The sequence below is a fragment of the Haloferax gibbonsii genome (genome assembly GCF_001190965.1).
Classification (GTDB): Archaea; Halobacteriota; Halobacteria; order Halobacteriales; family Haloferacaceae; genus Haloferax; species Haloferax gibbonsii.
Genome location: NZ_CP011948.1, coordinates 277,182 through 299,697, shown reverse-complemented (window position 1 = coordinate 299,697; position 22,516 = coordinate 277,182). Strand labels below are relative to the sequence as shown.

Sequence of the window (22,516 nt, the reverse complement as noted above, 5' to 3'; positions counted from 1 at the left end):
CGTATCTCTGACGATAGATTACAGATGATGACCTCTGTACTCGCGAGGATACCCGCGTCGGCATGACTTGTTCAGTTTCGAATAGCCGTGGATGATAATAACGGCCCATATAATTGAATGAATACCACAATACAAATGGCTCAGAAATAGCTGCGAACTCACTCACTAAACCGCTGCGGAGCGCACCGAGTTCCGTTCGCGTGTTCACGTTCGCCATCGACGCTTCGAGCAAGAGGGAGTCGAGTACCGACGACGGGCCGACGCGGTCGACCGAGGTTCGATCTCACTGCTCGCGCCCCGTAGCATACGACCGCCCTGGAGAGGACACTCGAACTGATATAGCCGACCGCGAAGAGGTCGGCCGATGCCTCGGCGAAATCCTCGAACGTGAGCCAGTTTTCCCACGACGGTTCCGCATGGGAGAACCCCTTGATCCCGTCAGCGGCGACTTTCGTCACGAGACGTGGGGAAGTCCATCGGCGGTAGAGCCTGCGGAGTACGCCCCACCCTCGCTGTTGGAGAGGTCTGGGCCGCCCCGGTACGCACCGGGCGTGCTACCGACCCACGAGGAGACGAGCGAGCCATCGAACCCGAACTTCCCGATATACGCGTTTTTGTTTCGTGACCGACGTGCGCTCTGTATTCAGCACGAACTCGGCAAACTATCAGCTGCTGAGGATTTCAACAGATCCAGCTGAACCTACCCAATGAGAGGAGTCCTCACGTGTTAGCGTCGGGAAGATATCAACCGCTATTGAGACTCCGGTGACGACCAACGAACGCAGCACCCAGCGCGACAACCGTCAGTCCAAGGTAGGCAAACGTGACGCCTGACGAGATCGTCTGATTGTACACTCCGAGATAGTCTAATGGGATGATATTGTTCATCGGACCACCATACCACGCAACCAGATACAACATCTCGAAGACGCGGGGACGACCAGTCCAGACGCCAATAGCGAGTGCCACCGCGGGAATAAAGAGCACGCCGACTGCCCATCCGAATAGTGCGCCGAACGAGCTACTAATAGCGAAGCGGACTGCTGCGGGTACAGTCAATGCGATTCCAACGACGACAGCCGCAAGGTACGTCGACGCCAGTAGTACGTTCCGCCCGCTAGTGACGAAGACGAGTTCTCGAGTTCGGTACGTCTGGTCCCTTGTTGCGAGATGAGACCACAGCGACAAGGGCAGCAAGAGAGCAATCGGGATGATAACCGACCTGAGTGCAGTCACGGACGGGACAAACGTTCCAAGAAATGCGAGGACACACGCGACATACCACCAGCGCGGTTGTCCCCGAACTGCGAGTCGGAGTTCGGAAAGGAAGACGAGCGGGAATCGGACTCCTGTCTGTGAGACCGGTGGCAACGACTCGGGGTCTGTAGAAGAATCACTCGTTTTGGCGCCTGGAACTACGCTTTGGAGAGGGCTGGACTCGTGGTGTTCATCGCTGCCGCCGGTGTCCCCGGACGAGAACTGGGGAAGCGACCAGAGGCCAGTCTCGTCGAACCGGTTGAACGAGATGTACGACGCGAGGAGCAATGCTGCGGTAAGGCCGAATATAGGGGCTCTCGTGAGGAGATGGCTCGCCGTCCACGTGACTCCAGACCATGCGAACGGACTCAGTTCGGTTGCTGAATTAGTGTAGAAAAAGCCGACATCCGTCCCGTCGAAGCTCGGGTATTGCGCAGCAATCGCTTGACCCATGCTCTCTCGGAAGATGTGAATCCCTGCGATATCAACCAGCCCAGAGTGTGCTCCGAGAAGTGTTAGGAGTATCGCTCCAAACACATAGATGATATTACCAGCCGTCCCGCGGAGAAATCGGTTACACTCGAAGCAGACTGCTCCGGCGGCGACTATCGTCATCGTTGGTAGTGTCACCAACAAAAATGGAGAAAACAGGGCCCAAATATCGAACCCACCGGTTCCCTGAATGACGAAGGTAGCGCCTGTTAACAGAGCAAGGGCTAGTGTTGTCATCGTGAGGAGTGCAAAGTTACTCAGAGTCTTGCCGAGCAGGTAGCTACTATCCGATATCGATGATGTTGCGACGAGCTGGTCGATTCCCGTTGTTCGGTCGCGAACGACGCTCCCACCGACGAGGACATACCCGAACACGAAGAGGGAGATGGTACCGATGGCACTCAGCATCGCGCCGTACCACGCCGCTGTTGGGACGCCTGTGTACTCGTTAGCGATGATGAGTGATGCGTCGACCGTAATGAGCTTCGCGAAGTACGCGAGTACGACAGGAACAACAAGCCACTTCACAGTCCGAGACCGCTCTCGGAAGTCGGCTCCTGCGACTGCAAAGACCTCTGTGAGCATCACCTTACCCCTCCGCCAGTCACATGGAGATAGGCATCCTCCAACGTCGGCTCAACTTGCTTGGCGTTGGGGTTTGGGGGTTCCTCTGCGACAGCACGAACTTGAAGTCCATCCCGTCTTCGCGTTGTGCCACTAATCATATACTGTTGTTTGACTGTTGCTAATTCGGCGTCCGGAACGACCCACTCCCAGACAGCATCTTCGGCACGTGAGAGTAAGCCTGCCGGCCGTTCGTGAGCGAGGAGTTCCCCGTCTGAAAGTAACGCAATGTCGTTGGCTGCTGCTTCGATATCTGAGACGATGTGGGTCGAAAGAATGACGATACGATTCTCGGAGATATCCGTGAGCAGATTCCGGAACCGGACGCGTTCTTCTGGGTCAAGTCCGACTGTCGGTTCGTCGACGACAAGCAATCTGGGTTCGGCGAGGAGACTTTGTGCGATGCCAATTCGCTGTTTCATTCCGCCAGAGAATCCACCTAATCGGCGGTCTCGGTCGTTTTCGAGATTCACCAACCGCAGTAATTCTTCGATTCGGTCACTTGCATCGCTGATTCCTCGGATGCCAGCGAGATACGACAGGAACTCTTCTGCGGTCAGGTTTGGATAGACTCCAAAGTCTTGCGGTAGATAACCGAGGTTTTCCCGAATGGCCTGTGGGTTTTCAGTCACTTCAGTACCGTTCCAGTAGACTGCTCCCTCGGTCGGTTCTTGATAGGTCGTAATAATTCGCATCAGGGTTGATTTCCCTGCACCATTTGGTCCGAGAAGACCGATGATGCCGCTATCGAACGACAGGTCGATATCTCGGAGCGCCCACGTGTCTCCGTACCGTTTTCCGAGATCTTCGACTGTTAGGTTCATAGTCATTCTAACACTCAGTTATGACTGACCTGTATATCTAATCACACATATATTTGTTGAATGTTTGATTGGTGTTGGAACTGAGTCTACGGGCGATGAAAACCAGACCATCCAATACGATGAGTTTCAATTACCGCTCAATCGCTCAATGGTGCTGGATGCGGCAGCATTCAAATCACCGAGAATCTCGTGAACTCGTCGTGAGATGTGTCGTTCACAACATCAAGCGTACCGCAACATAGCCAAATCAACCGCTGTATGGCGGTTCACTAGAGTCGACTAATTTTATAAATTTGAGTTGAGACCGCTTGGTAGGAGTGAACGACCACACTAAATAATTGGAGTAAAGGACCAACACGTGGTTATATCTTCACAGTATGAACAGAACATCAGTATCGGTAGAACTTACATACATATTTTTGTAATGGTACTGGTTTCACCGGAACGTGATGAAAGCATCAGCAGCAGAATATCTCAACGCGTGCGACCTACACAGTCTCGCAGGGGACAAGGGCGAGATTGGGGTAACGCGAAACTATATATTGAATAATCCTAAATTATTATCTACTTCGTATGGGTTCTGCGTCTCGAGATCACGAGTATGGCAGAGTTGTGGAGGTCATCCTCTCTGCAGCAATCCTGGCAATGGGGATCTCGTTCGTTGCACTCGGTCCAGATATCCCGTGGCCACCGGTTATCGAACTGGCAGGGGCAGGGATTTGGACGTTGGCTCTCCCAATAGGACTCTTGGCAGTTTTATTGGTATCTAGGCTTGCAACTACTGACAGATCCAACTGGTATACTCAGGTGATTTTCATCGTCTCAGTAGTCACGATTCCTGCCAGCACCTACGCTACCATTGGCCCATACATCGATCGTTCCAATCCGCTTCTTAATGTATTTCCAGCGTCGGTTCTCGGAGTCATACTGGCGAGTGCCGTAGTGATTACTAGTCTTAGTCGGTTTGCCGAGGTTAGCTCATCCTAAACAGAACTCATCTGAATGCCGCCTTACTGACAGGAAAAGTCAATGTGAATTGAACGGCACCGTCTGGTTAAGGGATAAACAAATCGAAGAGCTAGTTTCTTATGCCACTCTCAGATCTGCTCAACTTTTCACTAACCACATCAGTCGCTCAACAGAGAAGCACCAGCTCAGGAGATTAACAAGATAGTGCCGTCTCGACGCGACCGCAGTTAGTCGTCGTTCGACAGTAATTTTGACGCGTTCTTCAGCATCGCTCCGGAATACGCGATACCACCGAGGGTAACAGCGTCACGATTTCGTCTCTGAGGTCTTTTGTCTCCCAGTCTCTGTCCGACTCAAGCAGATAGTTGAGGACTGTTGGCCCATCTATGTCCCCTGCTCGATGAGCTGCGATGAGTTTTTCCACAGCCGAATCAAGTGTGTTGATTGCACGTCTGTATGCTCTATTTTCTGGGGTTGGAATCCACTCTGGGAGATACAGATACGTTTGGCTGATGCGTTCGAAATGCGCTAAAATACGCTTGAAAGCAGGTTCTAAGTCCCAGTCTTCTGTGGAGAGATCAACACCAAAGAGCGCATCCACGATAATATTGAGCGTGAGATGCTTCATCTCTTGTTCTAAATCGACTGTCTCTCCCGACGAAAATCCGATCGATCGTTGACTGAGTATGTGACGTGATTACTGACTGGTACTCTTCCATCCGTTTCGGATGGAAGACAGGCTCGATTCCTTGGCGCTTTGCTCGCCACTCCTCACCTTCAGCGATGACAAGCCCATTGCCGAGAAGTGACCTCGTTACCATTTTTTGGAACCCCCCTTTTTGCTAGCTCTCACCATTCGTGAGAAGGACCCGTTCGATGTCATCGGGCTCTGTAGGCAGGATAAGTCGCTGTCCAGCAACTCGAAGCTGGACAACTGGACCGTATGCTTCGTTTAATTCCGTGAACCAATCAAGCGGGTCACGACGGAAGAATTGGTACGTATGTCCGACAACCGGAGGTGACGGTGGCTCGGGTGGTGTTTTCCGAGTACGTGAGCTGGTCTCGTGGTTACTCATACGAATGTTTCACCTCACGGAGTCGTGCTTGTGGTCTCCTGTACACATCAACTCTCTGCGAGTTGGTATTGAGTTGCATCCGCTTTGAACGACTCATACTGCTCACGCGCCCACTTGACGGCTTCTGGAGCTGTGTTCATCAACATACCTTGTACGCCACCATGTTGATGGACAGTAATCCCAGCAACTACGTCGTCTTCCCCTTCCATGACCCAGAGTGCGTAGGGGAGTTCGTCATCCGTAACAAGGAGAACCACCCGTCCGGAGTCGATCAATTCAGTAAACGACTCCCGGTAATCAACCAACACAGATAGAACGTCCTCGGATACAATGATCTCTGCCGTGCATTGCGTCTCTCGAACAGCAGCCTCAACATCGTCGATATATGATTTGAGAACAACCGGTGCAAGGCCAACCATCTTCTCGGACTGTCGTAACCGCTCAGTACTCGAACTAAGAGCAGATTCTGGGAACTGTGAATCTGCTATTGAAACGGTTGCTTGTCGAAGGAATATTGTCGGGACCTCCTTCAGATTTGGATTTTCATTTAGTATTTCGCTGGCATGCTGTACATCATGGATCTTACCCAGATACTCCTCTCTAATATTTAGAGAAGCCTTCCCGAGTGGAGTCGTTTGATATTCTCGGTTATGAGACTCAACGCACTCGTACTGGAGTAAATCTGTGATTGCTCGGTCGACAGTCGACCGCGAACAGTCAACGGACTCAACAAGTTCTGGTTTCCGCTGTGGTTGCTCGTGAAGCGCTTGTAAGATCTCAAACCGCTTCGCAAGTACCCTCGAGAAGTCAGTATCCAGCGAATCATTCATGATGTCTCTAAATCAAATTTTGACAACACTAAAACGTCAGGGTTGGTGTCGTTTACATCCGACAACACATGAATTATATCAACAAACTGAGTGCGAACGTTACGTTCAAGAACGTCGCTACGTAGGCTGTATTGAATCTCTGTGCAGTAGTATCTGTTTGTTCTCTTTCAGACATTCCCTTTACTCGATAGTAAAGCCACAAGTAGTGGCCAGCAACGAGAAGCATCGCAAGTGTTCCCCCCGGGGCGTGGAGTATACCTGCACCAACGCCGGCAATGGCCGTACAGATTGCTGACAGTAGTATACTCGTTGATACTCCAAGGTCTTGTGTGAACGTCTGGATTCCAGCTCGCTGGTCATTCATAATTCGCCGTTTCCAACGACTCTGTGAGCAGTTCTAGGTCAAGCAAAGCACTATATCTACGAACTGCTCGCTTCTCAAACTGGCCTAACTAGACAGTGCCGTTGAATATTTGCTCTCAGTCTGCCGTTGTCTTGCAAACCATGACGACATTATCATCACATGGCATGTGACATCAGATTACCTCATTCATTAGAGATATCATCACTGTTCGGAAAATTGGAACGAATCTGAACGTTTCAACAGATTCAGTTAGTCCATCTAATGTAATATTCACCTTGGATTTCCACTGCGTCCTGGACCGTCACAAAACACGGCGACGATTGCACTAGTCAGTCTAACCGCCGCTATCCGAACTATACACCCCATCGTTTCCGGAGAAAACCCGGACACTCAACCGAAGAATCCAGACGACTCGACTTCGATCAGATACGCGTGATCTTTGCTCTCAGCGTTGGAATTCATCCGTCCGCTTCACACAACGTCTGGTGGTGCGTTCGAATCGTTTGAGTTGAGGTATCACTCACGGCCGCAACACGCGCCTGTGTGAGCGGCCAGTCACGCTCCACAGCGGCCGTGTACACACACGCTGCAGCGACTGCATGCGGGTTCGTGCCACGATGAGCCCACTCACTACTCGATGTCTCGGCTAACGACCGTGCTCGTCGCCGAATCTGATCCGTCACATCAAGCGCGTCTGCCACTCGTGGAACGAACTCGGCAGGAGTAGCTGGCTTTGCAGGCAGCCCCAATTCTGTATTGAGTGCGTTGTATGCCGACCGAACCCGTGATTCTACCACCCGTGCGAGTGGGACAAGTTCAGCGAGCGTTCGTGAGAGCCCTGCACATCGACAGGCGGCGTGGACACTCGCAGCCGCGACCGCTTCGATCGACCGTCCGGGCAGCAGATCCGCCTGCTGAGCAGACCAGAAACACCGGCATGCTTGGTCACGCAAGCGATCCGGGAGGTCGAGCACGCCGGCGAGTCGCCGGACTTCGTCCAACCCGTGAGCCAGCCGACGCTCACGACTCGATTGGTACCGACTCCGACTGTGCTGGGTTCGGAGTCGGGAGAGCTGCTGTCGTTGCTCGCCCGGGCTCGGGGTCCCGTTCGCGTCGACGTGTCGGCCGATCTCCGTCGCGAGGCCGTGATCGTGCCGCGTCGGCGTTCGCGGCGCGCCCACCCGCTTGCGCTCGTCACGCTCGAACGACCGCCACTCAGGACCGCGGTCGATACCATGCCCGTCGATGATGAGCCCACACGACTGGCACCGCCGTTCACCAGCGTCGGTAATGACTTGGCTGCCACACTCCGGACAGGAAGCGTTTCCACAGGATTTGCCGCACGATTCGTCGAACTGTCGCTCGTAGACATCTCGTGTCGCCATCTCGAACACCGCGCGACGCATCTCGCTGCGCCCCGCACCCGTCAGGGGCTCAAAAAACGCCGTCGCCGTCTCGGACAGGTTGGCTTCGGTTGGCGGTCATTAAATGACTGAACCACAATACCAAACATGCTAGCAGGCAGACTAGCGTTGCAGGCTCGTCGTGTCACACAAGACGCGCCCTGTTCTGCAAGGGTGCGAAATCGCGTACCAAGCTATCCGCACCTACACCCCTTGATAACTCCCTCGTGGGCCTCGTGCCCACCGAGTTTCGTGCACTCGACACTCGAGTTATCGATATCTGTGGGCCACGAGTCGCGGACTGCGGTAGTAAGAATTTCTCACCAGGCGAAAAGTTAACTGAGACAACAGATGACTGTCTTGTATGAGTAGCTCACCATGGACTGCGAACTTCGCGACTGAAAAAAGCAAATGTGCAGCCGACGTCCAACGCCTCCTCGACAAGTATCCCCAGCCGGTCGTCTACGAAGTCATGAGTGAACTGCTCCGTCGAGAGATGCGCGAGCAGTTTGCTGGTGAGTACGCCGCAGCCCAGCAGTCCGAAGACTGACGATAGCGGCGAAGTGCGAAGACTTCGTCAACGACTACTCGAGGTCACACCGGCCAGCGTCGACACAGTTCCAGCATGGCAGCTCTTCGGACAATCCATCACACTCGCAGGGAGGGGCCGTTGTGCCGTCACCGGCTCTCGGTGGAGCACCGCCGTCAGCGACGGCGCGCATCTGCACGGCGAGGTCGAGTAGTGGTGGTCGAATCGCAATCGCAACCCGATGTTTACACGGACCGTCACTACTTGCGTCAGCGAGACACGAACACGAATCGGGCACACTATCGCGAATTCGAACGCGGTACTCATGCGCAGCCGGGTCGGTATAGCTCTTGTTTCGCACGCGGACATCGCCGTCGAGGAGTTCGAACGCGAACGCCTCGTACTGCGCTCGCTTGAGGATGCGCGTAGGTGGGTCGAACTCTGGTAGTACAGGAATCATGGTAGTCAGCGCGCAATGCGCGCACCCGTTCGGGCGCATGAAAAACTACACTGCTGAACAGAGTGACAGGTGACACAGAATGAGGTCGGATTCTTTTTGCTGCCCTGTCCTGATCGTCCTGCAGTCAATACAGGTGCGACACCGACCAGGGGAGTCGTGACTGAAAGACGTATTCAGAGTTGGCAGGGTCGCCCAAGTTCTCGTTCGTACTGCGATTTAATTTGCTCGAACAAATCCTGGCCGAACTCTGTCTGGATGCGAGGCGCGGCGGTAGCAAAGAACTCGTCCAGATTCTCGAACTCGGCAAAGTGGTCGTTCGTCTCGGCCTCGTCGTACCGACCTTGGCACTCGTACTTGAGCGCCTGGAGGCAATTATCGATCAGATCCATGTCCTTGACGAACTGTGCCGTTGGGGTGTCACGGGCTTCGTACTCTTCCCAGAGTGACAGCAATTCGGTGTCCGCGAACGGTCCGACGAGATCGGTTACTGCGCCCCGTTCAGCCGCCTCTTTCTCGGACGTGGAGATGGTCTGACGTCCGTCTTCCGCGCGGGTTGCGATATCGCCCGTTCGAGCTTCGCCGAGGTCGTGAATGAGTGCCATCGTCACTGCTTTCTGACGGTCAACGTCTTCCTGCTCGGCATAGAGCAGACAAAGCGACGCTGTCCCCCACGTGTGGGCTGCGACCGATTCAGGCGAGTCGATATTCCGAAGCACCCATCCCGTCCGAAGTTCGTCCTTCAGGTCGAACCATTCAAGCAAGGAGTCGAGTTCGTCGGTCATCATATCGTGGAGAAGGGAAGTGGCCAGTTCAACTCATCGAGACTATTCCACCGGGGCGCCGACAGTCAATCAATAAATCAGCAGGAACGGTGTACCGAGTAATTCACCGCTGGACCTGCGAAAACAACACCCGGTGAAGAGTTCTATACACCCTCTGTTACAGACAAACTACGTCTAACAAAGAGGCATCAACAGAGCCGCGACAGCCGAACCACAGATGGGAGGCCTCAGACCACGTCAAGTGTCGACAGAATCTCTTCAGCCGTCCCGCTAATCCGACCCAGTCGCTCTTGGAGCACGTCCGTCTCGTCGCCCTGCCACGCCGCGAGGTAGAACGCCGACTCACTCGTGTCTAAGCCGAGATAGCGACCGACAACGTACGCAACGGCCTCGGCTTCGACCTCGCGTTTCGCCCGCTCGGTCGCGTCAGTAATGTCGAAGTGCAGAATCGCGTGGGCGTACTCGTGGATGATCGTTGACGCGAGGTCGGCACGGTTCGGCCGGTCCTTCACTTCCACGAGTGGGGTGAGGTCCTGGACGCTCCGCGACTGGCAGACGCCTTTCGCTTCGCCATGTCGCCACTCGTCGGGATCGACGATACGGACCGTTACGCCGAGGTCTGACGCGATGTTAGTGAGATCCTCGACGAGCGTGTCAGGCTCACCGGTCGCCGCCGTGTCCAGCTCCGGGAGTGGCTCGCCCTCTGTCTGCGAAATGTCGAAGACTGGAGCGGGCTTGAAACCGACAAGCCCCTCGGACCACTCCTCGGGCGGCGTCTCGTCGTATTCACACTCGCTGTTTTCGTGGTAGCTCGGTGCGTTCCCACACTCGGGACATTGGGTTGTGATGATCGGCGCCCAAATCCAGATCGCCGACTCGCCTTCCTCGACATACCGGTCAAACTCTTCTTGCCACGTCCGGTAGCCAGCGACCTTCGTCGCCTCAGGGCATTGGAGGTTGATGAGGAGGGTGTTGCGATGGGAGTAGTCGTGGAACCGGCTCTGGACGTCCAGCCACGCTTGGAACTGCTCGCTTGCCAGAGCGTCGTCGACGTCGGCAGCGAGATCTGCAAGCCACTGTTCGATCGTGCGATGCATCTCATCGTGTCGCGTGTCGGTCTCGTCGAACGACACCGACGGGGAACTCGTTGTTGCCATTGCGTTCAGTTCTGACGCGTCACTTCAGGACGCGCCGCACCCCTCTGGGGCGCACAAAAACAGGCGGGACGACCTACTGGTCGGTGTCCTCGCGCTCGAGGCTGCGAAGATACTCTCGACACTCGCTGAACAGGCCGCTCGCAGTCGCTTCGCCGGTCGTGAGGTGTCGGACCCACTCAATCGCCCAGCAGTACGCGGGATCGGTCTCACCTGTGCCGTGGATGTACCACCAGCGAGCCGCTTTGAGAACGACTAGTGGGTTCGTCGGTGGTTGCTCGCTCAAGAGAGCCCACGTTATCGACTCAATTTCATCGGGAACGTCGACTCGGGAGAGGTCAGTACTATGTGCGAGTTCGAGATCAACTGGAATCTCGTCGATCGAGACGTCTGACTCTGTCTGTTGGTGACTCATGGAAATCACGTCACACGGACTGTGTCTTCAGCCCGCACCCATCACGGGCACAAAAAATCTCGATGTCGCGCGGGTACCGAGGAGTCTCTCGATCGACGCTATGCGAGGTGCGACACCGCCTCGGGTTCGGATTCGCCAGCGAACTCGTTGCGCTCGACTGGCGTCCAGTCTTCGGTCGTGGTTGGTGCCCACCAATCGACGTGATAGTCACAGGGGGATCCGAGAACCTTGACACGTGCTTTGTCACCGGGAAGTAGTCGTCGAAATTTGTAGATTTTAATAGAAACGCATAACCCGACCATGTCACGCAGGATCTATATTCGATATATCTTTAGAGTATTTCTCAGTATAATGCTGGCTGTTTGCAAGATTTTAATTCACTATAAATACGTATATCGTTGAAAGTGCCCCGACAGTGAGTAAAAACCGATATACAACGTCTGTCATTCGATCATCCTTGATTAATCCACTGACAGTATAACCAAGCACGATGGCAATTGCAGCTAGAAAAAGTTGCCATCCCAAGGTCATGACACTAACTACCACTTACGTGTTGCAGCTACAAGCCTGTTTGCACTTGGTACAGGCATGTGATGAACCTCCACAAGTGGCTAGTCGAGGAAGACACTAATTCAAACAGCGCCTCATCGTGGGCACGCGCAGCAGCGTCAGTCGCAAACACTGACGCATCGTAGCCAACACTTCCACCGAATACAGTCCACTCGTCGGTCACCACACCGCTAGACAGCGACGTGTACTCAACGCGATACTCGGCAGTTGCGGCGTCGACAACAATCCGAACAGCGAGACCACGATCAGGAAGCGACTCTCTCAGGAGTTCCATCGGGCACAGCCTCCAAAGTCAGTAATGGACATCAGCGGGAACGATCCACAGATGGTCGTTCGACCCGACGAGTTGCTCGAGTCGCTCTCGATGCCGAACCCCATCACCGAACTCATCGTAGAGGTACACCGCCGGCCCGCGGTACGCCCCGAGATTGTGGCACGCATGCCTGACGAGGTCCTCATCGCGCATGATCGCCGCAGCGTCAAGGTCGTCAACGCCCTCGCGAACACGCTCGAGATTCCGCTCGAACTCACGAGTGGTCGCCTGCCAGCCGCGCTCAAGCAGTTCTTGGCCTTCCTCCGAGGCAACGGGGACTGCAATCGGCAGGTCGCCCCACCGGGCGCTGCCGGCGACCGTTGTAGAATCGTCATCAAACGTCACATAGTAGTCGAACACCGCCTCGGCGTGGGGAGCAGTGCCCACCAGTTGGTCGAACACATCGGCTGCTCGCGAAAGGGCTTCATCTGTTGTCGATGCAGTTACGAGTGCGTGGATTACCTGGTGCATTCGTCGTCACCTCGCCGACTCAGGAGTCGAAACCGGCTCCGACCCCCTGCGCCGGCGCCCATCGCCGGCGCACACAAACACAACCCACTACGATACACCAGTGTTCAGGTGTACTGTTGCTCTTGAGGGTGTTGGAGATCACTTCAGATCGACTCTGTTGAACCCACTGTTGGCAACAATCGTTGAACCCGTGCTGAACTCAGGGTGTAAGTCGAATCCCGGCATAATATCTCGCCTGAGAGAACCGAATTACTCAAAGCTTCCTGCCGAGTTCCCACTTCATCTTCCAAGTTCACCAGTCGAAACCGGCGGCGTCTAGTATGTACCAGCGCCGGGCCAAGGAACATCAGGCACTTGTTAAGGAGAATAGATAGATTAACACTATGATCGAACTTCCAAAGGTCAATGCTCCGTACAGAAGCACATACTTCCACGAGGGGGTTCCACTGAACCAATTCGCCACTAAAGTTCCGACTGCTGAGAGTCCCAGAAGGCTATACACAATTGGCATTCCTTCTAATGAAAGATAGCCACCAACAACCTCTACAGCTATCATTGTGGAAAGGACTCCACAACAGATAGCTAGGAGTCCAACAGAGGACCGTCGCTTAATGGTTATTCCCATACAAAAATATGACAACCCCCTATAATAAATACTTTGTCATAGTGTGGATACAGATACCTTCTTACTGGCACCGTCTTGCTAACAACTTCTCTGGTATTCAGTTATTGAAAAACCCAATAATGATGCCAAATACATGATTTCTCGAGTCTGAATAGGCACCTGAGTTCATGTGTTAAACTGGATCGCCCACATTTATCAAAAGTTAAGATACGGTTTGTTAATTATATACAATAGATAGTTGTGAGTGTGTTTGAAAATGAGTTAGAGTCGATTCTACTTTATATTGTTTTCAATTATGTTATGATCCTCATCACACCAATAATCGATACCACGGGCAGCATATTCATAATTCATTACACACTTTTCATGTTCAAATCCTGCCTGACCTCTATCAGGTGCATCAAAATTATGTGATAACTCATGTTGGACGAGTTGCTCATGGGGCCAAGGCACTCCATAAACTGGATCAATTGCGTTTACAGAATGGTATTTGCCTGCGACCCCATTATTATTCATCTTGTCAACCCAACCTGTTACAATATGGTTATCTCCATCCCGGAACTTGTCAGTATCATCTGCTATGTCATCTAATAAATTATCTGTATTTGTGCCGACATCGCTTGCATCCCAATGTCCAAAGTGGATTGATCTCTTTGCTTCAATCCCGAACTCAGATCCAAAGATTGCCCATGCATTGAATGTAGCATCCTTGTACGATGCAGAAGGTTCGTGTTCAGAATCGGAAGCAGGGACGACATGTAAGTGAATCTCTCCATCAATTGCCTTTGGCGCACTTGACTGGATTGAGACTGACTCACCACTCACGTCTACTGGGTGTCCAGCAGAAAGGTCCATCTTTCCAGCCTTCACACTCTTCCGAACTACGTCTACATGCATGGGCTTTCCATTTACTAGCGTTGCCTTCGGGTTCTTTGGGTCAACACCATATTTATCAATGAATTTGTCTCTTGCCCTTGACTCAATGGTATTGAACTCTCTGAATGAGATGATCTTGTCATAGTCCCCTTCAGAAAGATACTCAGGAACTTCAGCGGCCTCTGTTACAGTTACTTTCTGAGACCCATCAAGAATTGTATTGTTAAGATAATTTGGCAACTCTCTTTTTGCATAGGCAATTTGGTTTTCTGAGAGTGTGCTGTTTCTATTGCTACTCTCTTGAGACTTTGATTGTTCAGCTGCCACAGCGTTGGTGCCAAGTGACAGCGCAACCGCCGTGCTACCTATCCGTTTCAAGAATTTTCTTCTTGACATTCTACAATCGAACTCAATTCATGTGAGGAAATAATGTTTTCTATCTAACTTTTTGGGTGGCGTGAATATACCTCGACTGTTATCATCGATTTACACGTGGCGACGGTATAATAACACAACTCACAGATGACGCCGTCGCTAATCAGGCGTAATACCGGTGAAATAGCTATTTTCGGCTCTGTTGAATTCCTCTATCATTGACATTGGGGAGAAGGGTTCTTCTTCCGGGGTTCACCAGATACAGTTGGAAACCAGCGTCTCAGAAAATCACCAGACAGCAAGAGGGTTTCAACAAAGCTGGTAGCACAAATCCGTGGCTTCGCAATCGCTTTGAGTTAACGAGTATGTCAACGTCAGGCGTCCGGATCAGGTCCGTACTGCGGTGTTCGACACACGGAACACTGCCAGACCGGCTCACCAGCCCACGCTGCAGGCGGACTATCTTCGCGTGAATCGAACCGATGCGGTGTCTGCTCACTACACGACTGACAGCGGAGCAGTTGCCGTGTTGGTGAGGTAGATGTCGGCTGTGATGGCGACGTATCGGGAGACGCTCGTCGAAGCGCAATCGCCGGGACAACCCACGTCTTCGGGTCCGAGAGCAACTTCTCACGCCGGGAGTCCTCAGTAATCTGCGTCCCAGCAGCATCGTACCATCGGGAGGCAGAACCCTCCGTCGAAGGATGAGCGGACCACAGCGGGACTGTCCTCGCTTTCTGTACGAATCCATCCGCACGTGACCCAGTTGCTGGGACAACGTCCGGGAGGTGACCCCATCGCCTCCGGAGTGGCTCTGCGAGCGACTGTTCAAGTGCTGCGATGGGTGTGCACTCGTCAATGGGCGACGAGTGAGAACGCTGCAGTAAGCGTGCTGCGGCAGTCCCTTTTGCGAGTGCACCTCGCGAGGACTGTGACGGAACGAGCAAACAGATGATGCCATGGAGTGATTGCTCGCGTGACTCTGAAGCGCTGTCTGGGCCCGAGACATCCTGTTCGAGGCAGAACCGACACTGGCTCTGAGTCCGAGGAATGGCCCGCTCACAGGTCTGACAGATGTCCGTGTCTATATCGTCACCAACGGGGTAGTCACGTTCTGGAATTGCGTCGCCGTGCTCGGTGTGGTTGGGTTCCAACTGCACGTCCGGAATCTGCGTCGCTTCGCCATACGGTCGAAATTCCGCGGTCGGATCACGGTAGGGCGGCATACCGCGTCGTGGCTGTACCTTCCGATATAAACGTTCGTCCAGCGAGGGCGCTCTGAAACCCGGCCGATAGCCAACAAACGTATATGTATTCTTAAACTAGCTGCGGGCAGCAAAATGTACGATTTGACCGGGTTCCAACGCGACCTGCTGTATGTCACCGCCGGGTTGGATGAGCCACACGGGCTTGCAGTCAAAGACCAACTCGAGGACTACTACGAAACCGAGATCCACCACGGCCGGCTGTATCCCAACCTCGACACGCTCGTTGAGAAAGGACTGCTCGATAAAGGCGAGAAAGACCGCCGAACGAACGTCTACGCGATCACCGCTCGCGGTCGCCGGGAAATCGAAGCCCGCGACGACTGGGAACAACAGTATACGAGCGAACTTACCACCTGACTGCTGCTACGAGACGGGGAGCTGTGATGACAGACAGCTAGTGGGGGAACGTGCTGTTTAACTCGCTTAATCCGGCCAGTATCTTCTGCTACACATCTCGAATACTGTCTTCTCGTCTTACTGGTCAACTTCGGCAAACGCACGAATGGGCATTGCAGCAGTGTCTTTGGCTTTGATCGGCACAGCGAAGAATCGGAATGACTCACCACCGAGCGAATCGAGGTTGCAGAGATTCTCGACGATGAAGATCTCTTCGTCAAGGAGTCGAGTGTGGGCCGGGCGGGCGGGGTTCTGGTGGTCGTCGGCGTTTAGCGTGTCTACGCCAACCAGAGAAACATCTGCATCGATTAGTCTCTCAATGACGGCCTCAGAGATGTATGGGTAGGATCGGTACTGCTCTGTTCCCCAGTGTTCATCCCATCCAAAATTGAACAGGACGGCGGTACCTGCGAGGGCAGACTCCTGGGGAAGTGCGTCAACAGTCAATTCTTCGTTGCCAGCAAGCCCACGAGCATCGACGACCGTCCCAGGAAGTACCAGCTCGCCGATGTCAAGATCACTGATGTCACGACCCTCGGGATGTCGATGATACGGTGAATCTAGATACGTCCCCATGGACGTCTGGAACCGCATTTCGGTAACCTCGAACGCGGCTTTACCTTCGTACATCTCCCGAGACTCCTCGTGTGTAAAGAACGGATATACTTCTGCAGTGTACTCCGTGTGTGTCCCGTCATCGTTCTTTTGACGGAACCCGGGCATCCCGTCTTCGAACGTGTGACTCAAGTCGACGAACTTCATACTAGTTACCTTGTTCGACATTGGATACGACTCCTGCTTGGTGTTTCATTGTTTCTACAGTATCTCGATCGCTGAAAGGTCTCATTGACTGCTCCCAGTGTTGCTGTTCGTCTCAACATCATGGTTCACAGCACTACCACTATCGCTTCGGACTTCCCACAGACGACGAAACAGGATCGGGCCTAAAATCAGATAGATGACGGACGTATAGAGTCCGGGAAAGTAGCCGAACTCGCCGGTCGCGAGGATCGGATAGACGGGATGTAGAACGCCGTTTCCGATGACTCCCATGAGGGTGAAAAACCAGACAATGAGCATTGGACCCTTGATACCACGGTAGATGGCGACCGCACCAAGAGCGAACGCAGCGTACGAGACCATATTGATCTGAACGAACGTCGTGAACTCGAACGGGGCTGCGTTGAAAACCTCAACCGGCCAGCGGGTGTAGAACTCGGTCGAAAACTCCTCGGCGAAGTGTAAGAACTGGACAGCAAATGCGATCAAGTAGACGGGGAGAACCCGACTTGGCTCAGGCATTCGTTGAAAGCTCGTTAATAAATAGCACACGTATGCGAGAATAATAGCAGGAACGAACGTGGTGATCAGTGATAACCCTGGGGAGAGATAGGTGAAGGTCGCAACCAAGATCGCCGTCATCACTCCAGGGAGAATCGCGTCTCGGCTACGCAACGTGGTGGGAACGCTCTCGGACTCGCTGATTCGAACACCCATCTCAAATCTCTCCACTCGTACGGTTACTTACAGAGCGAGGAGATACTGCTCTCCATAACGATCTGAGATGGAACTGACGCCAACCAAGGCTTTGTCTTTTCATGAGGCAAACTACCGTTAGACTGGAATTTGTATGTCAACGTTGCCTCACCTAGACAGGTTCATTTATTAGTCAAAGGAAATCGGAGTAATCTCATGAAGTCGATTACGCTAGAGATCTCAGTCGAAGGTGGATTCCACCCGGCGAATCAGTTACTCGCAGCGGATCCGTCGATAATCCGTGAATCGCTTCACCACGTTACTATTCTCGAAGATGGAACGATTGTTCTACTCTACCATCTTCGAGGCGACCTCGCTCAGGTAAGAACGTACCTCACCGACCACGAAGAGGTCATCTCCTGTGATGTCCCAAAGAACGAAAGTGGGCTCGTGTATATCCACGGTCGCCCACTCAAGCCGATTCGTGAATTTTTCTCTCTTGCCCGGTCACACGGAATCGTGTTCGAGACACCCATAGCACATACTGGTGACGGGCTCAAAATCACGATGAGCGGAGATGAACAAACGCTTCATCGTGTCATCTCGGAAATTCCATCAGATATTGAACTCACCCTCCTCAGAAAGGGAGAACGTAAGCCAGGGGAGAATGAGATCATCTCACTATTGACTGAGCGCCAGGTGGAGGTACTCACTCTGGCAGTTGAGGAGGGATACTACGAAACACCGAGAGGAACCACCCACGAGAAGATTGCGACTCAGATTGGTGTCGCAACTACGACTGTGAGCGAGCATCTCCGAAAAGTCGAACAACGTGTTTTCTCTGCACTTGTCAGGTGACTGTATTTTCGAAAGGTCTACTGACCAATCTAGACACCCGAGAACCACACATTGTTCAAGGAGCTAACTAGATAATCTCGATGTCTATCCGTACGAAATCTCCGAGAGGACGAGCACCTCCGTACCAAATCCCGCACCAGACAGGAACTGTGTTGTCCCAAGCGAACTCAGACCGAGACCGGTACCGACGAGCAACACCATTGCGGCCCAGTCGACAGCCCCAAGAGTGTCGCTCGGCCGCTTCTTCGTCACGGACGCGTCAACACCGGCGAACAGCGCTGCAAATCCGGCGAGGAGAGGAGGCCAAAGGGAGTGTCCTCAACAAGTACAGGGGCCTCACCGCCTCATAACGAGCGCGTACCCGACCGTTGCTGGGAGCGCGTAGATAACATGACCGAGGATACTCCAGAACTTCTCGGGCATCGTAAGATCGGGGAACGCCGGCGTGAACGGGTAGCCGACTGCACCGAGCCAAAGCGGCATCAATAGCACCGAGAGCAGCACCGTCGAGACGGTGCCGACGACAACTGCGAGGACGACGGCTCCACGGAGCGTCTTCGCATACTCGGTGAGTGGTTCCCATTGGACGGCGGCGACGTACATCACTGCGAGTGTGACGCCGTGGAACTGGTGAATCGCCCAGCCAGCGAGCAGGTCTGGCCCGGGGAGGCCGTACATCATCGGCAGGGCGAGCGTGATCAAGGGCTCGGGGTTCCCGTACTGCATCATCAGGCCAAGCGGGACGCTCCCGAGGAACCCGCCGACAGCCGCGGCAATCCATGCGAGGGCGGGAACTGCTCTGAGTCGAATGGCGAGTGCCTGTGCGGAGCCACGGTCAAGATCAACCGTAGGCTTCGTCGTGCTGGTCATCAATCATAGTGCGGGAGGAGATTCCCTATCAGCGCTGCCTCTCCCTGAGAGGCTTGTTTATTATCTCCCAGAGAGTCCAAGCTATGGAATCACTGACGCTGGAACTCGCAGTCGAAGGCAGAAACCGCCAACGGGCAATCGGTAGGTTCGTACGAGATACGCCCTCGCCATGCAGTACGTCCTCAACAAACTATCAGCGACTGAGGATTTCAACAGAGCCCACTAGACTTAGATCGTCGATTTTACCCGCCGACGAACCCGCGTGAACTGTGAGCCGAATATAGAGTTGGAGTAGTGAATCAACCGAATGCGTACATACCCCCTAAGCGGCTCCCAATATACAGACGACGGTTAACGACAGCTGGAGATCCGGTGATCTCAGTACCAGTGTCGAATGCCCACATCAACTTACCAGTCCGTGCATGGAGTTCGTAGACATACCCATCGTAACCACCGAAGTACACACGGTTTTGAACGACAGCAGGGTCGGAGACGATTCCTTGGAATTGGTGTTCCCCAACTGTGAAAGCCCATTGTTCTTCACCAGTCGCTCGATCAAATGCGAGGAGTTGGTTGTTGGTAGAGCCGAGATAGATTAGTCGATCAGAGATCGCTGGCGAGTTGGATATTGTCCCGACATAGACACGCCAGCGTTCTGTTCCATCGACTGCGTTGTAGGTCGCGAGATACGGCCAACCACCAACATACACGATACCATCGACGAGGACAATGTGTCGTGGAGAGTAAGGAACATGATGAGACCACTCGACCGCGCCAGTTGCTGCATCAAGCCGAGAGATCTGGGAATTAGAACCCCCAAAGAAAAGACCCTCATCACTCATCGCAAGTGATGTGATTCCAAAGCCGGTGTCGAGGGTCCAGATAGCAGTCCCGTCGGCTGTTGAGACCGCGTGAATAACCCCCTCTGCGTCACTGAAATACACCACCCCATCAGCAACAACTGAATCACGATTAAGTATCGCACCAGCATCGTAACGCCAGCGTTCACTCCCAGTCGTACTATCGAATGCGTAGAAGACATGCTCCCAATCGCCGATATAGACAACTCCATCGGCTACCGTTGGTCTTGAGGGGGCGATTCGCCCGTTGGTTGGACTGTTCCAGACGGTGCTCCCATCTTCGACATCATAGGCGAAGAGGCCATTCGCGGCAGTCCCGTGGTACAGTAATTCTCCGACGACGGCTGGACTACTTGAGAATGACCCGTCGGTCGTTTCCCATAATTTTGTGATCTTGCCTGTAGGCCGTCTCCCATCCGGGTTGTATCCAGACCGACCATTGTCAAACTGGAACGTCGGCCATGACGAGTCTGTTGGCGCACGAGCAGTAACAGAACTTCCCGCCTTGAGAGATACGGTTCCAATCGCAAATGAAGCCCCGAAAATGCGGAGCGCCTGTCGCCGATTCAGCCCTTGTTGGTTCCCCCGAAGCATGCTAGTCGGTGGAGAGACAGCATAATAGTCATGATAGTGATACCCCAATTTAACAGTCACTTTCATTGGTGAATGCCGAAGCACCAGCGCCCCTCGTAACGCCCAAGAAGTGTACAGGTCGTGGCTGCGCGCGCAGCGTCTGCGAGCACGGAGCGGAGGGTGGGGCGGTGGGGCCTGGGTCGGCCCGGCCACCAACAAAAAAGAAGGCAACCTCGCGCCGTTAGACGTCCCACCAAGCGTCGCGCTCGGGGAAATGCACAGTCGTCCATCCCGTCAGGGCAATCGAGACACGCCCGTCGTACCAATTTCGCGCCGCCCCGTGAATCCGCACGCGTTCGCCCTCGCGAATCCACGGCACGTCCGACGCCTTCCAATTCGTCAGCTTCACCTGTCCGCTTTCGTCTTCGAGTATCCCCGCTTGCTGAATTGCCGGCGACTCAGACTCCCACACCGTCGTCAGCCTCCCCTCAATGCACACCTCGCGTCGCGACACGCCCTCAAGCTTCCCGATCGGCACCATCGTCCCCGGTGCGCCCTCGAGTTCCTCGAACACGCTTACCGCTGCCGACATCATATCCTTGCCACCTCAGTAGATGAGTGTCTGAAAGGATTGAGGACCGTATCCAAAGTACGAGTCAGTCGAGGAGACATTCGATGGGTTCAACCCCGATCTGGTCGCCCCCAGCGGCGGCGAAGCACAGTTCAACCAAGGGAAGCGATCACGATGGGTGTGCAAACCAAGACAGTCCGCTGAAATCACGCGTCTAAACAACGCCCATTGTCAAATATATAAATAGAAATGAAAAAGTTCACCATAGCTACGATTTTGACGATCTATAGCACACATACAAGAAATAAACAAATATAGCTAACCCAATAGTCGGGAGAACATCTTGTTGTAATAAAGTACCATTGTAATTTAAAAGGGGAAGGGTATATTCATCTACCATAAATAACCCAAAACAAATGGATCCAGTACCAAAACTTAGGTCAGTCTCATTATCGCTTGAATTATTAAACTTATATCTGAAGACTAAGTACACTCCCAAAGGAAGATTGAGAATTCCAGTCACCGCAAAAAAGACATCAAGCAAAGCCATATTTACCACACAGTATCCAAGACATAATTAATAATTCCGATGCCTGCATTTTTTAAATGGTGGCTTAGCACAAAGGCATGAGTGTGATTGCAGCCGGGAAAGTCCGAGCACAAAGTTCATATATTATGATTACCTGACAATTTAGACTGTTGCACCACCAGATCTAGTTTGAGAAATCGTAGATCCTGTTGAAATCCTTCAGCGTTGACATTGAGAAGAGCGACTCTCCCCACCGGCTTTCGTCGATCCGGTTAGAAACGAGCCTCTCAGCAAATCGCAAGACGTGAAGAGGATTTCAACAGATCCTGAGAAATGATACTGTAACAACTGATACAGACCGATAGCACATACCTCTGTCTTCAGACGGAGGTCAAGTGATAGGCAGGTGCGAGTCGATCAGTAAACGGTGTGAGAGTTCCCCTCGCTACGGGTGGTAGCTTAGAATCCACTAAGACAATGTGGATTACAGATTATTCCGTATACTTCATTTTAGAGTGATTCTCGCACCGTATTAGAGAATAGAAATTTATTTGTAATATTAGTTCATTGGATAAGATGCAGTGAGGAGTTGGCGACCCTCGCCACTCACGGTGTATGTTCGTCACCTTACTGCCCATGTGTAGCTCATGAACGCTGCTGTGGATCGCCAGTGCTGGCGACCAGTGTCTTGTGACACTTTGGTGTC

At 53.2% G+C, this 22,516-nt stretch carries 24 protein-coding genes and 1 pseudogene; 5 read left to right on the top strand and 20 right to left on the bottom strand.

Going from position 1 to position 22,516, the window contains the following annotated elements; all coding sequences use genetic code 11:
* Positions 1-200 precede the first annotated feature (200 nt).
* Positions 201-698: a hypothetical protein gene (locus ABY42_RS19525; RefSeq protein WP_156224441.1), complete on the top strand. Its 498-nt coding sequence runs from the start codon at positions 201-203 to the stop codon at positions 696-698.
* A 46-nt stretch (positions 699-744) separates the two neighbouring features.
* Here the strand turns inward: ABY42_RS19525 and ABY42_RS16255 are convergent, their stop codons facing one another.
* Together ABY42_RS16255 and ABY42_RS19145 are read right to left on the bottom strand one after the other, a co-directional pair.
* Positions 745-2,334 carry an ABC transporter permease gene (locus ABY42_RS16255; RefSeq protein WP_050460132.1) on the bottom strand — a complete coding sequence of 530 codons (1,590 nt, stop codon included), beginning with the start codon at positions 2,332-2,334 and terminating at the stop codon, positions 745-747.
* Positions 2,334-3,197, bottom strand: a complete 864-nt coding sequence (locus tag ABY42_RS19145; RefSeq protein ID WP_082220714.1) for an ABC transporter ATP-binding protein — start codon at positions 3,195-3,197, stop codon at positions 2,334-2,336. The genes ABY42_RS16255 and ABY42_RS19145 overlap by 1 nt, the downstream gene beginning before the upstream one ends.
* A 573-nt stretch (positions 3,198-3,770) precedes the next feature.
* Between ABY42_RS19145 and ABY42_RS19520 the strand changes: the two genes are divergently transcribed.
* Positions 3,771-4,184, top strand: coding sequence for a hypothetical protein (locus ABY42_RS19520; RefSeq protein WP_156224439.1), 414 nt, complete (start codon positions 3,771-3,773; stop codon positions 4,182-4,184).
* Between the two features lie 244 nt (positions 4,185-4,428).
* On the opposite strand, the gene ABY42_RS19515 is transcribed toward ABY42_RS19520, so the two are convergent.
* The 4 genes from ABY42_RS19515 to ABY42_RS19140 form a co-directional block, all read right to left on the bottom strand.
* Positions 4,429-4,794 (bottom strand): cytochrome P450 family protein, encoded by a 366-nt coding sequence (locus ABY42_RS19515; RefSeq protein WP_156224437.1) that lies wholly within the window; start codon positions 4,792-4,794, stop codon positions 4,429-4,431.
* A gap of 214 nt (positions 4,795-5,008) precedes the next feature.
* Complete coding sequence (locus tag ABY42_RS20145) at positions 5,009-5,242, bottom strand: cytochrome P450 (protein WP_156224435.1); 234 nt, start codon at positions 5,240-5,242, stop codon at positions 5,009-5,011.
* Positions 5,243-5,289: 47 nt separating this feature from the next.
* The gene (locus ABY42_RS19505) at positions 5,290-6,072 is read right to left on the bottom strand and encodes a helix-turn-helix transcriptional regulator (RefSeq protein ID WP_156224433.1); all 783 of its coding nucleotides are present in this window, start codon (positions 6,070-6,072) and stop codon (positions 5,290-5,292) included.
* An 822-nt stretch (positions 6,073-6,894) separates the two neighbouring features.
* Positions 6,895-7,821 (bottom strand): transcription initiation factor IIB, encoded by a 927-nt coding sequence (locus tag ABY42_RS19140; RefSeq protein ID WP_082220713.1) that lies wholly within the window; start codon positions 7,819-7,821, stop codon positions 6,895-6,897.
* Positions 7,822-8,203: 382 nt separating this feature from the next.
* Between ABY42_RS19140 and ABY42_RS16240 the strand changes: the two genes are divergently transcribed.
* Entirely contained in the window at positions 8,204-8,389 is a 186-nt protein-coding gene (locus tag ABY42_RS16240) for a hypothetical protein (protein ID WP_050460129.1), read from the top strand.
* Between the two features lie 34 nt (positions 8,390-8,423).
* Here the strand turns inward: ABY42_RS16240 and ABY42_RS19135 are convergent, their stop codons facing one another.
* The 9 genes from ABY42_RS19135 to ABY42_RS19500 all read right to left on the bottom strand — a co-directional run bounded on the left by ABY42_RS19135 (position 8,424) and on the right by ABY42_RS19500 (position 14,430).
* A complete protein-coding gene (locus ABY42_RS19135; protein ID WP_082220712.1) occupies positions 8,424-8,828 on the bottom strand; it encodes an SWIM zinc finger family protein in 405 nt (134 codons plus the stop codon).
* 173 nt (positions 8,829-9,001) lie between these two features.
* Positions 9,002-9,613, bottom strand: coding sequence for an HD domain-containing protein (locus tag ABY42_RS16235; RefSeq protein ID WP_050460128.1), 612 nt, complete (start codon positions 9,611-9,613; stop codon positions 9,002-9,004).
* A gap of 224 nt (positions 9,614-9,837) precedes the next feature.
* On the bottom strand, positions 9,838-10,767 hold the full coding sequence (locus tag ABY42_RS16230) for a M78 family metallopeptidase domain-containing protein (RefSeq protein ID WP_050460127.1): 930 nt from the start codon (positions 10,765-10,767) through the stop codon (positions 9,838-9,840).
* 73 nt (positions 10,768-10,840) lie between these two features.
* Positions 10,841-11,179, bottom strand: a complete 339-nt coding sequence (locus ABY42_RS16225) for a hypothetical protein (protein ID WP_050460126.1) — start codon at positions 11,177-11,179, stop codon at positions 10,841-10,843.
* A gap of 98 nt (positions 11,180-11,277) precedes the next feature.
* Complete coding sequence (locus ABY42_RS20175; protein WP_449271678.1) at positions 11,278-11,481, bottom strand: DUF7567 family protein; 204 nt, start codon at positions 11,479-11,481, stop codon at positions 11,278-11,280.
* 257 nt (positions 11,482-11,738) lie between these two features.
* The gene (locus ABY42_RS16220; RefSeq protein WP_231608332.1) at positions 11,739-12,023 is read right to left on the bottom strand and encodes a hypothetical protein; all 285 of its coding nucleotides are present in this window, start codon (positions 12,021-12,023) and stop codon (positions 11,739-11,741) included.
* 18 nt (positions 12,024-12,041) lie between these two features.
* Complete coding sequence (locus ABY42_RS16215) at positions 12,042-12,533, bottom strand: hypothetical protein (RefSeq protein ID WP_050460125.1); 492 nt, start codon at positions 12,531-12,533, stop codon at positions 12,042-12,044.
* Positions 12,534-12,879: 346 nt separating this feature from the next.
* Complete coding sequence (locus tag ABY42_RS19125; RefSeq protein WP_082220705.1) at positions 12,880-13,158, bottom strand: hypothetical protein; 279 nt, start codon at positions 13,156-13,158, stop codon at positions 12,880-12,882.
* Positions 13,159-13,431: 273 nt separating this feature from the next.
* The gene (locus ABY42_RS19500; protein ID WP_156224431.1) at positions 13,432-14,430 is read right to left on the bottom strand and encodes a twin-arginine translocation signal domain-containing protein; all 999 of its coding nucleotides are present in this window, start codon (positions 14,428-14,430) and stop codon (positions 13,432-13,434) included.
* A gap of 1,319 nt (positions 14,431-15,749) precedes the next feature.
* Between ABY42_RS19500 and ABY42_RS16210 the strand changes: the two genes are divergently transcribed.
* Complete coding sequence (locus ABY42_RS16210) at positions 15,750-16,034, top strand: PadR family transcriptional regulator (protein WP_050460124.1); 285 nt, start codon at positions 15,750-15,752, stop codon at positions 16,032-16,034.
* Between the two features lie 117 nt (positions 16,035-16,151).
* Here ABY42_RS16210 and ABY42_RS16205 read toward each other — a convergent pair whose 3' ends face one another.
* Positions 16,152-16,835 carry a cyclase family protein gene (locus tag ABY42_RS16205; protein ID WP_050460123.1) on the bottom strand — a complete coding sequence of 228 codons (684 nt, stop codon included), beginning with the start codon at positions 16,833-16,835 and terminating at the stop codon, positions 16,152-16,154.
* Positions 16,836-16,916: 81 nt separating this feature from the next.
* Positions 16,917-17,570, bottom strand: a complete 654-nt coding sequence (locus ABY42_RS16200) for a hypothetical protein (protein WP_050460122.1) — start codon at positions 17,568-17,570, stop codon at positions 16,917-16,919.
* A gap of 195 nt (positions 17,571-17,765) precedes the next feature.
* Between ABY42_RS16200 and ABY42_RS16195 the strand changes: the two genes are divergently transcribed.
* The gene (locus ABY42_RS16195; protein WP_050460121.1) at positions 17,766-18,407 is read left to right on the top strand and encodes a helix-turn-helix domain-containing protein; all 642 of its coding nucleotides are present in this window, start codon (positions 17,766-17,768) and stop codon (positions 18,405-18,407) included.
* Between the two features lie 336 nt (positions 18,408-18,743).
* Here ABY42_RS16195 and ABY42_RS16190 read toward each other — a convergent pair whose 3' ends face one another.
* The 3 genes and pseudogenes from ABY42_RS16190 to ABY42_RS16185 all read right to left on the bottom strand — a co-directional run.
* A complete protein-coding gene (locus ABY42_RS16190) occupies positions 18,744-19,277 on the bottom strand; it encodes a hypothetical protein (RefSeq protein WP_050460120.1) in 534 nt (177 codons plus the stop codon).
* 299 nt (positions 19,278-19,576) lie between these two features.
* Positions 19,577-20,797, bottom strand: coding sequence for an outer membrane protein assembly factor BamB family protein (locus tag ABY42_RS19120; RefSeq protein ID WP_231608330.1), 1,221 nt, complete (start codon positions 20,795-20,797; stop codon positions 19,577-19,579).
* Positions 20,798-20,951: 154 nt separating this feature from the next.
* A pseudogene (locus tag ABY42_RS16185) lies at positions 20,952-21,314 on the bottom strand (SOSS complex subunit B family protein); the annotation flags it as partial.
* Between the last annotated feature and the right edge of the window lie 1,202 nt (positions 21,315-22,516).

Excerpts from the sequence above, each read along its gene's own strand:
- ABY42_RS16255 (WP_050460132.1), bottom strand. The coding sequence starts at position 2,334 with ATGCTCACAGAGGTCTTTGCAGTCGCAGGAGCCGACTTCCGAGAGCGG.
- ABY42_RS19145 (WP_082220714.1), bottom strand. The coding sequence starts at position 3,197 with ATGAACCTAACAGTCGAAGATCTCGGAAAACGGTACGGAGACACGTGG.
- ABY42_RS19520 (WP_156224439.1), top strand. The coding sequence starts at position 3,771 with ATGGGTTCTGCGTCTCGAGATCACGAGTATGGCAGAGTTGTGGAGGTC.
- ABY42_RS19515 (WP_156224437.1), bottom strand. The coding sequence starts at position 4,794 with ATGAAGCATCTCACGCTCAATATTATCGTGGATGCGCTCTTTGGTGTT.
- ABY42_RS20145 (WP_156224435.1), bottom strand. The coding sequence starts at position 5,242 with ATGAGTAACCACGAGACCAGCTCACGTACTCGGAAAACACCACCCGAG.
- ABY42_RS19505 (WP_156224433.1), bottom strand. The coding sequence starts at position 6,072 with ATGAATGATTCGCTGGATACTGACTTCTCGAGGGTACTTGCGAAGCGG.
- ABY42_RS19140 (WP_082220713.1), bottom strand. The coding sequence starts at position 7,821 with ATGGCGACACGAGATGTCTACGAGCGACAGTTCGACGAATCGTGCGGC.
- ABY42_RS16240 (WP_050460129.1), top strand. The coding sequence starts at position 8,204 with ATGAGTAGCTCACCATGGACTGCGAACTTCGCGACTGAAAAAAGCAAA.
- ABY42_RS19135 (WP_082220712.1), bottom strand. The coding sequence starts at position 8,828 with ATGATTCCTGTACTACCAGAGTTCGACCCACCTACGCGCATCCTCAAG.
- ABY42_RS16235 (WP_050460128.1), bottom strand. The coding sequence starts at position 9,613 with ATGATGACCGACGAACTCGACTCCTTGCTTGAATGGTTCGACCTGAAG.
- ABY42_RS16230 (WP_050460127.1), bottom strand. The coding sequence starts at position 10,767 with ATGGCAACAACGAGTTCCCCGTCGGTGTCGTTCGACGAGACCGACACG.
- ABY42_RS16225 (WP_050460126.1), bottom strand. The coding sequence starts at position 11,179 with ATGAGTCACCAACAGACAGAGTCAGACGTCTCGATCGACGAGATTCCA.
- ABY42_RS20175 (WP_449271678.1), bottom strand. The coding sequence starts at position 11,481 with ATGGTCGGGTTATGCGTTTCTATTAAAATCTACAAATTTCGACGACTA.
- ABY42_RS16220 (WP_231608332.1), bottom strand. The coding sequence starts at position 12,023 with ATGGAACTCCTGAGAGAGTCGCTTCCTGATCGTGGTCTCGCTGTTCGG.
- ABY42_RS16215 (WP_050460125.1), bottom strand. The coding sequence starts at position 12,533 with ATGCACCAGGTAATCCACGCACTCGTAACTGCATCGACAACAGATGAA.
- ABY42_RS19125 (WP_082220705.1), bottom strand. The coding sequence starts at position 13,158 with ATGGGAATAACCATTAAGCGACGGTCCTCTGTTGGACTCCTAGCTATC.
- ABY42_RS19500 (WP_156224431.1), bottom strand. The coding sequence starts at position 14,430 with ATGTCAAGAAGAAAATTCTTGAAACGGATAGGTAGCACGGCGGTTGCG.
- ABY42_RS16210 (WP_050460124.1), top strand. The coding sequence starts at position 15,750 with ATGTACGATTTGACCGGGTTCCAACGCGACCTGCTGTATGTCACCGCC.
- ABY42_RS16205 (WP_050460123.1), bottom strand. The coding sequence starts at position 16,835 with ATGAAGTTCGTCGACTTGAGTCACACGTTCGAAGACGGGATGCCCGGG.
- ABY42_RS16200 (WP_050460122.1), bottom strand. The coding sequence starts at position 17,570 with ATGGGTGTTCGAATCAGCGAGTCCGAGAGCGTTCCCACCACGTTGCGT.
- ABY42_RS16195 (WP_050460121.1), top strand. The coding sequence starts at position 17,766 with ATGAAGTCGATTACGCTAGAGATCTCAGTCGAAGGTGGATTCCACCCG.
- ABY42_RS16190 (WP_050460120.1), bottom strand. The coding sequence starts at position 19,277 with ATGACCAGCACGACGAAGCCTACGGTTGATCTTGACCGTGGCTCCGCA.
- ABY42_RS19120 (WP_231608330.1), bottom strand. The coding sequence starts at position 20,797 with ATGAAAGTGACTGTTAAATTGGGGTATCACTATCATGACTATTATGCT.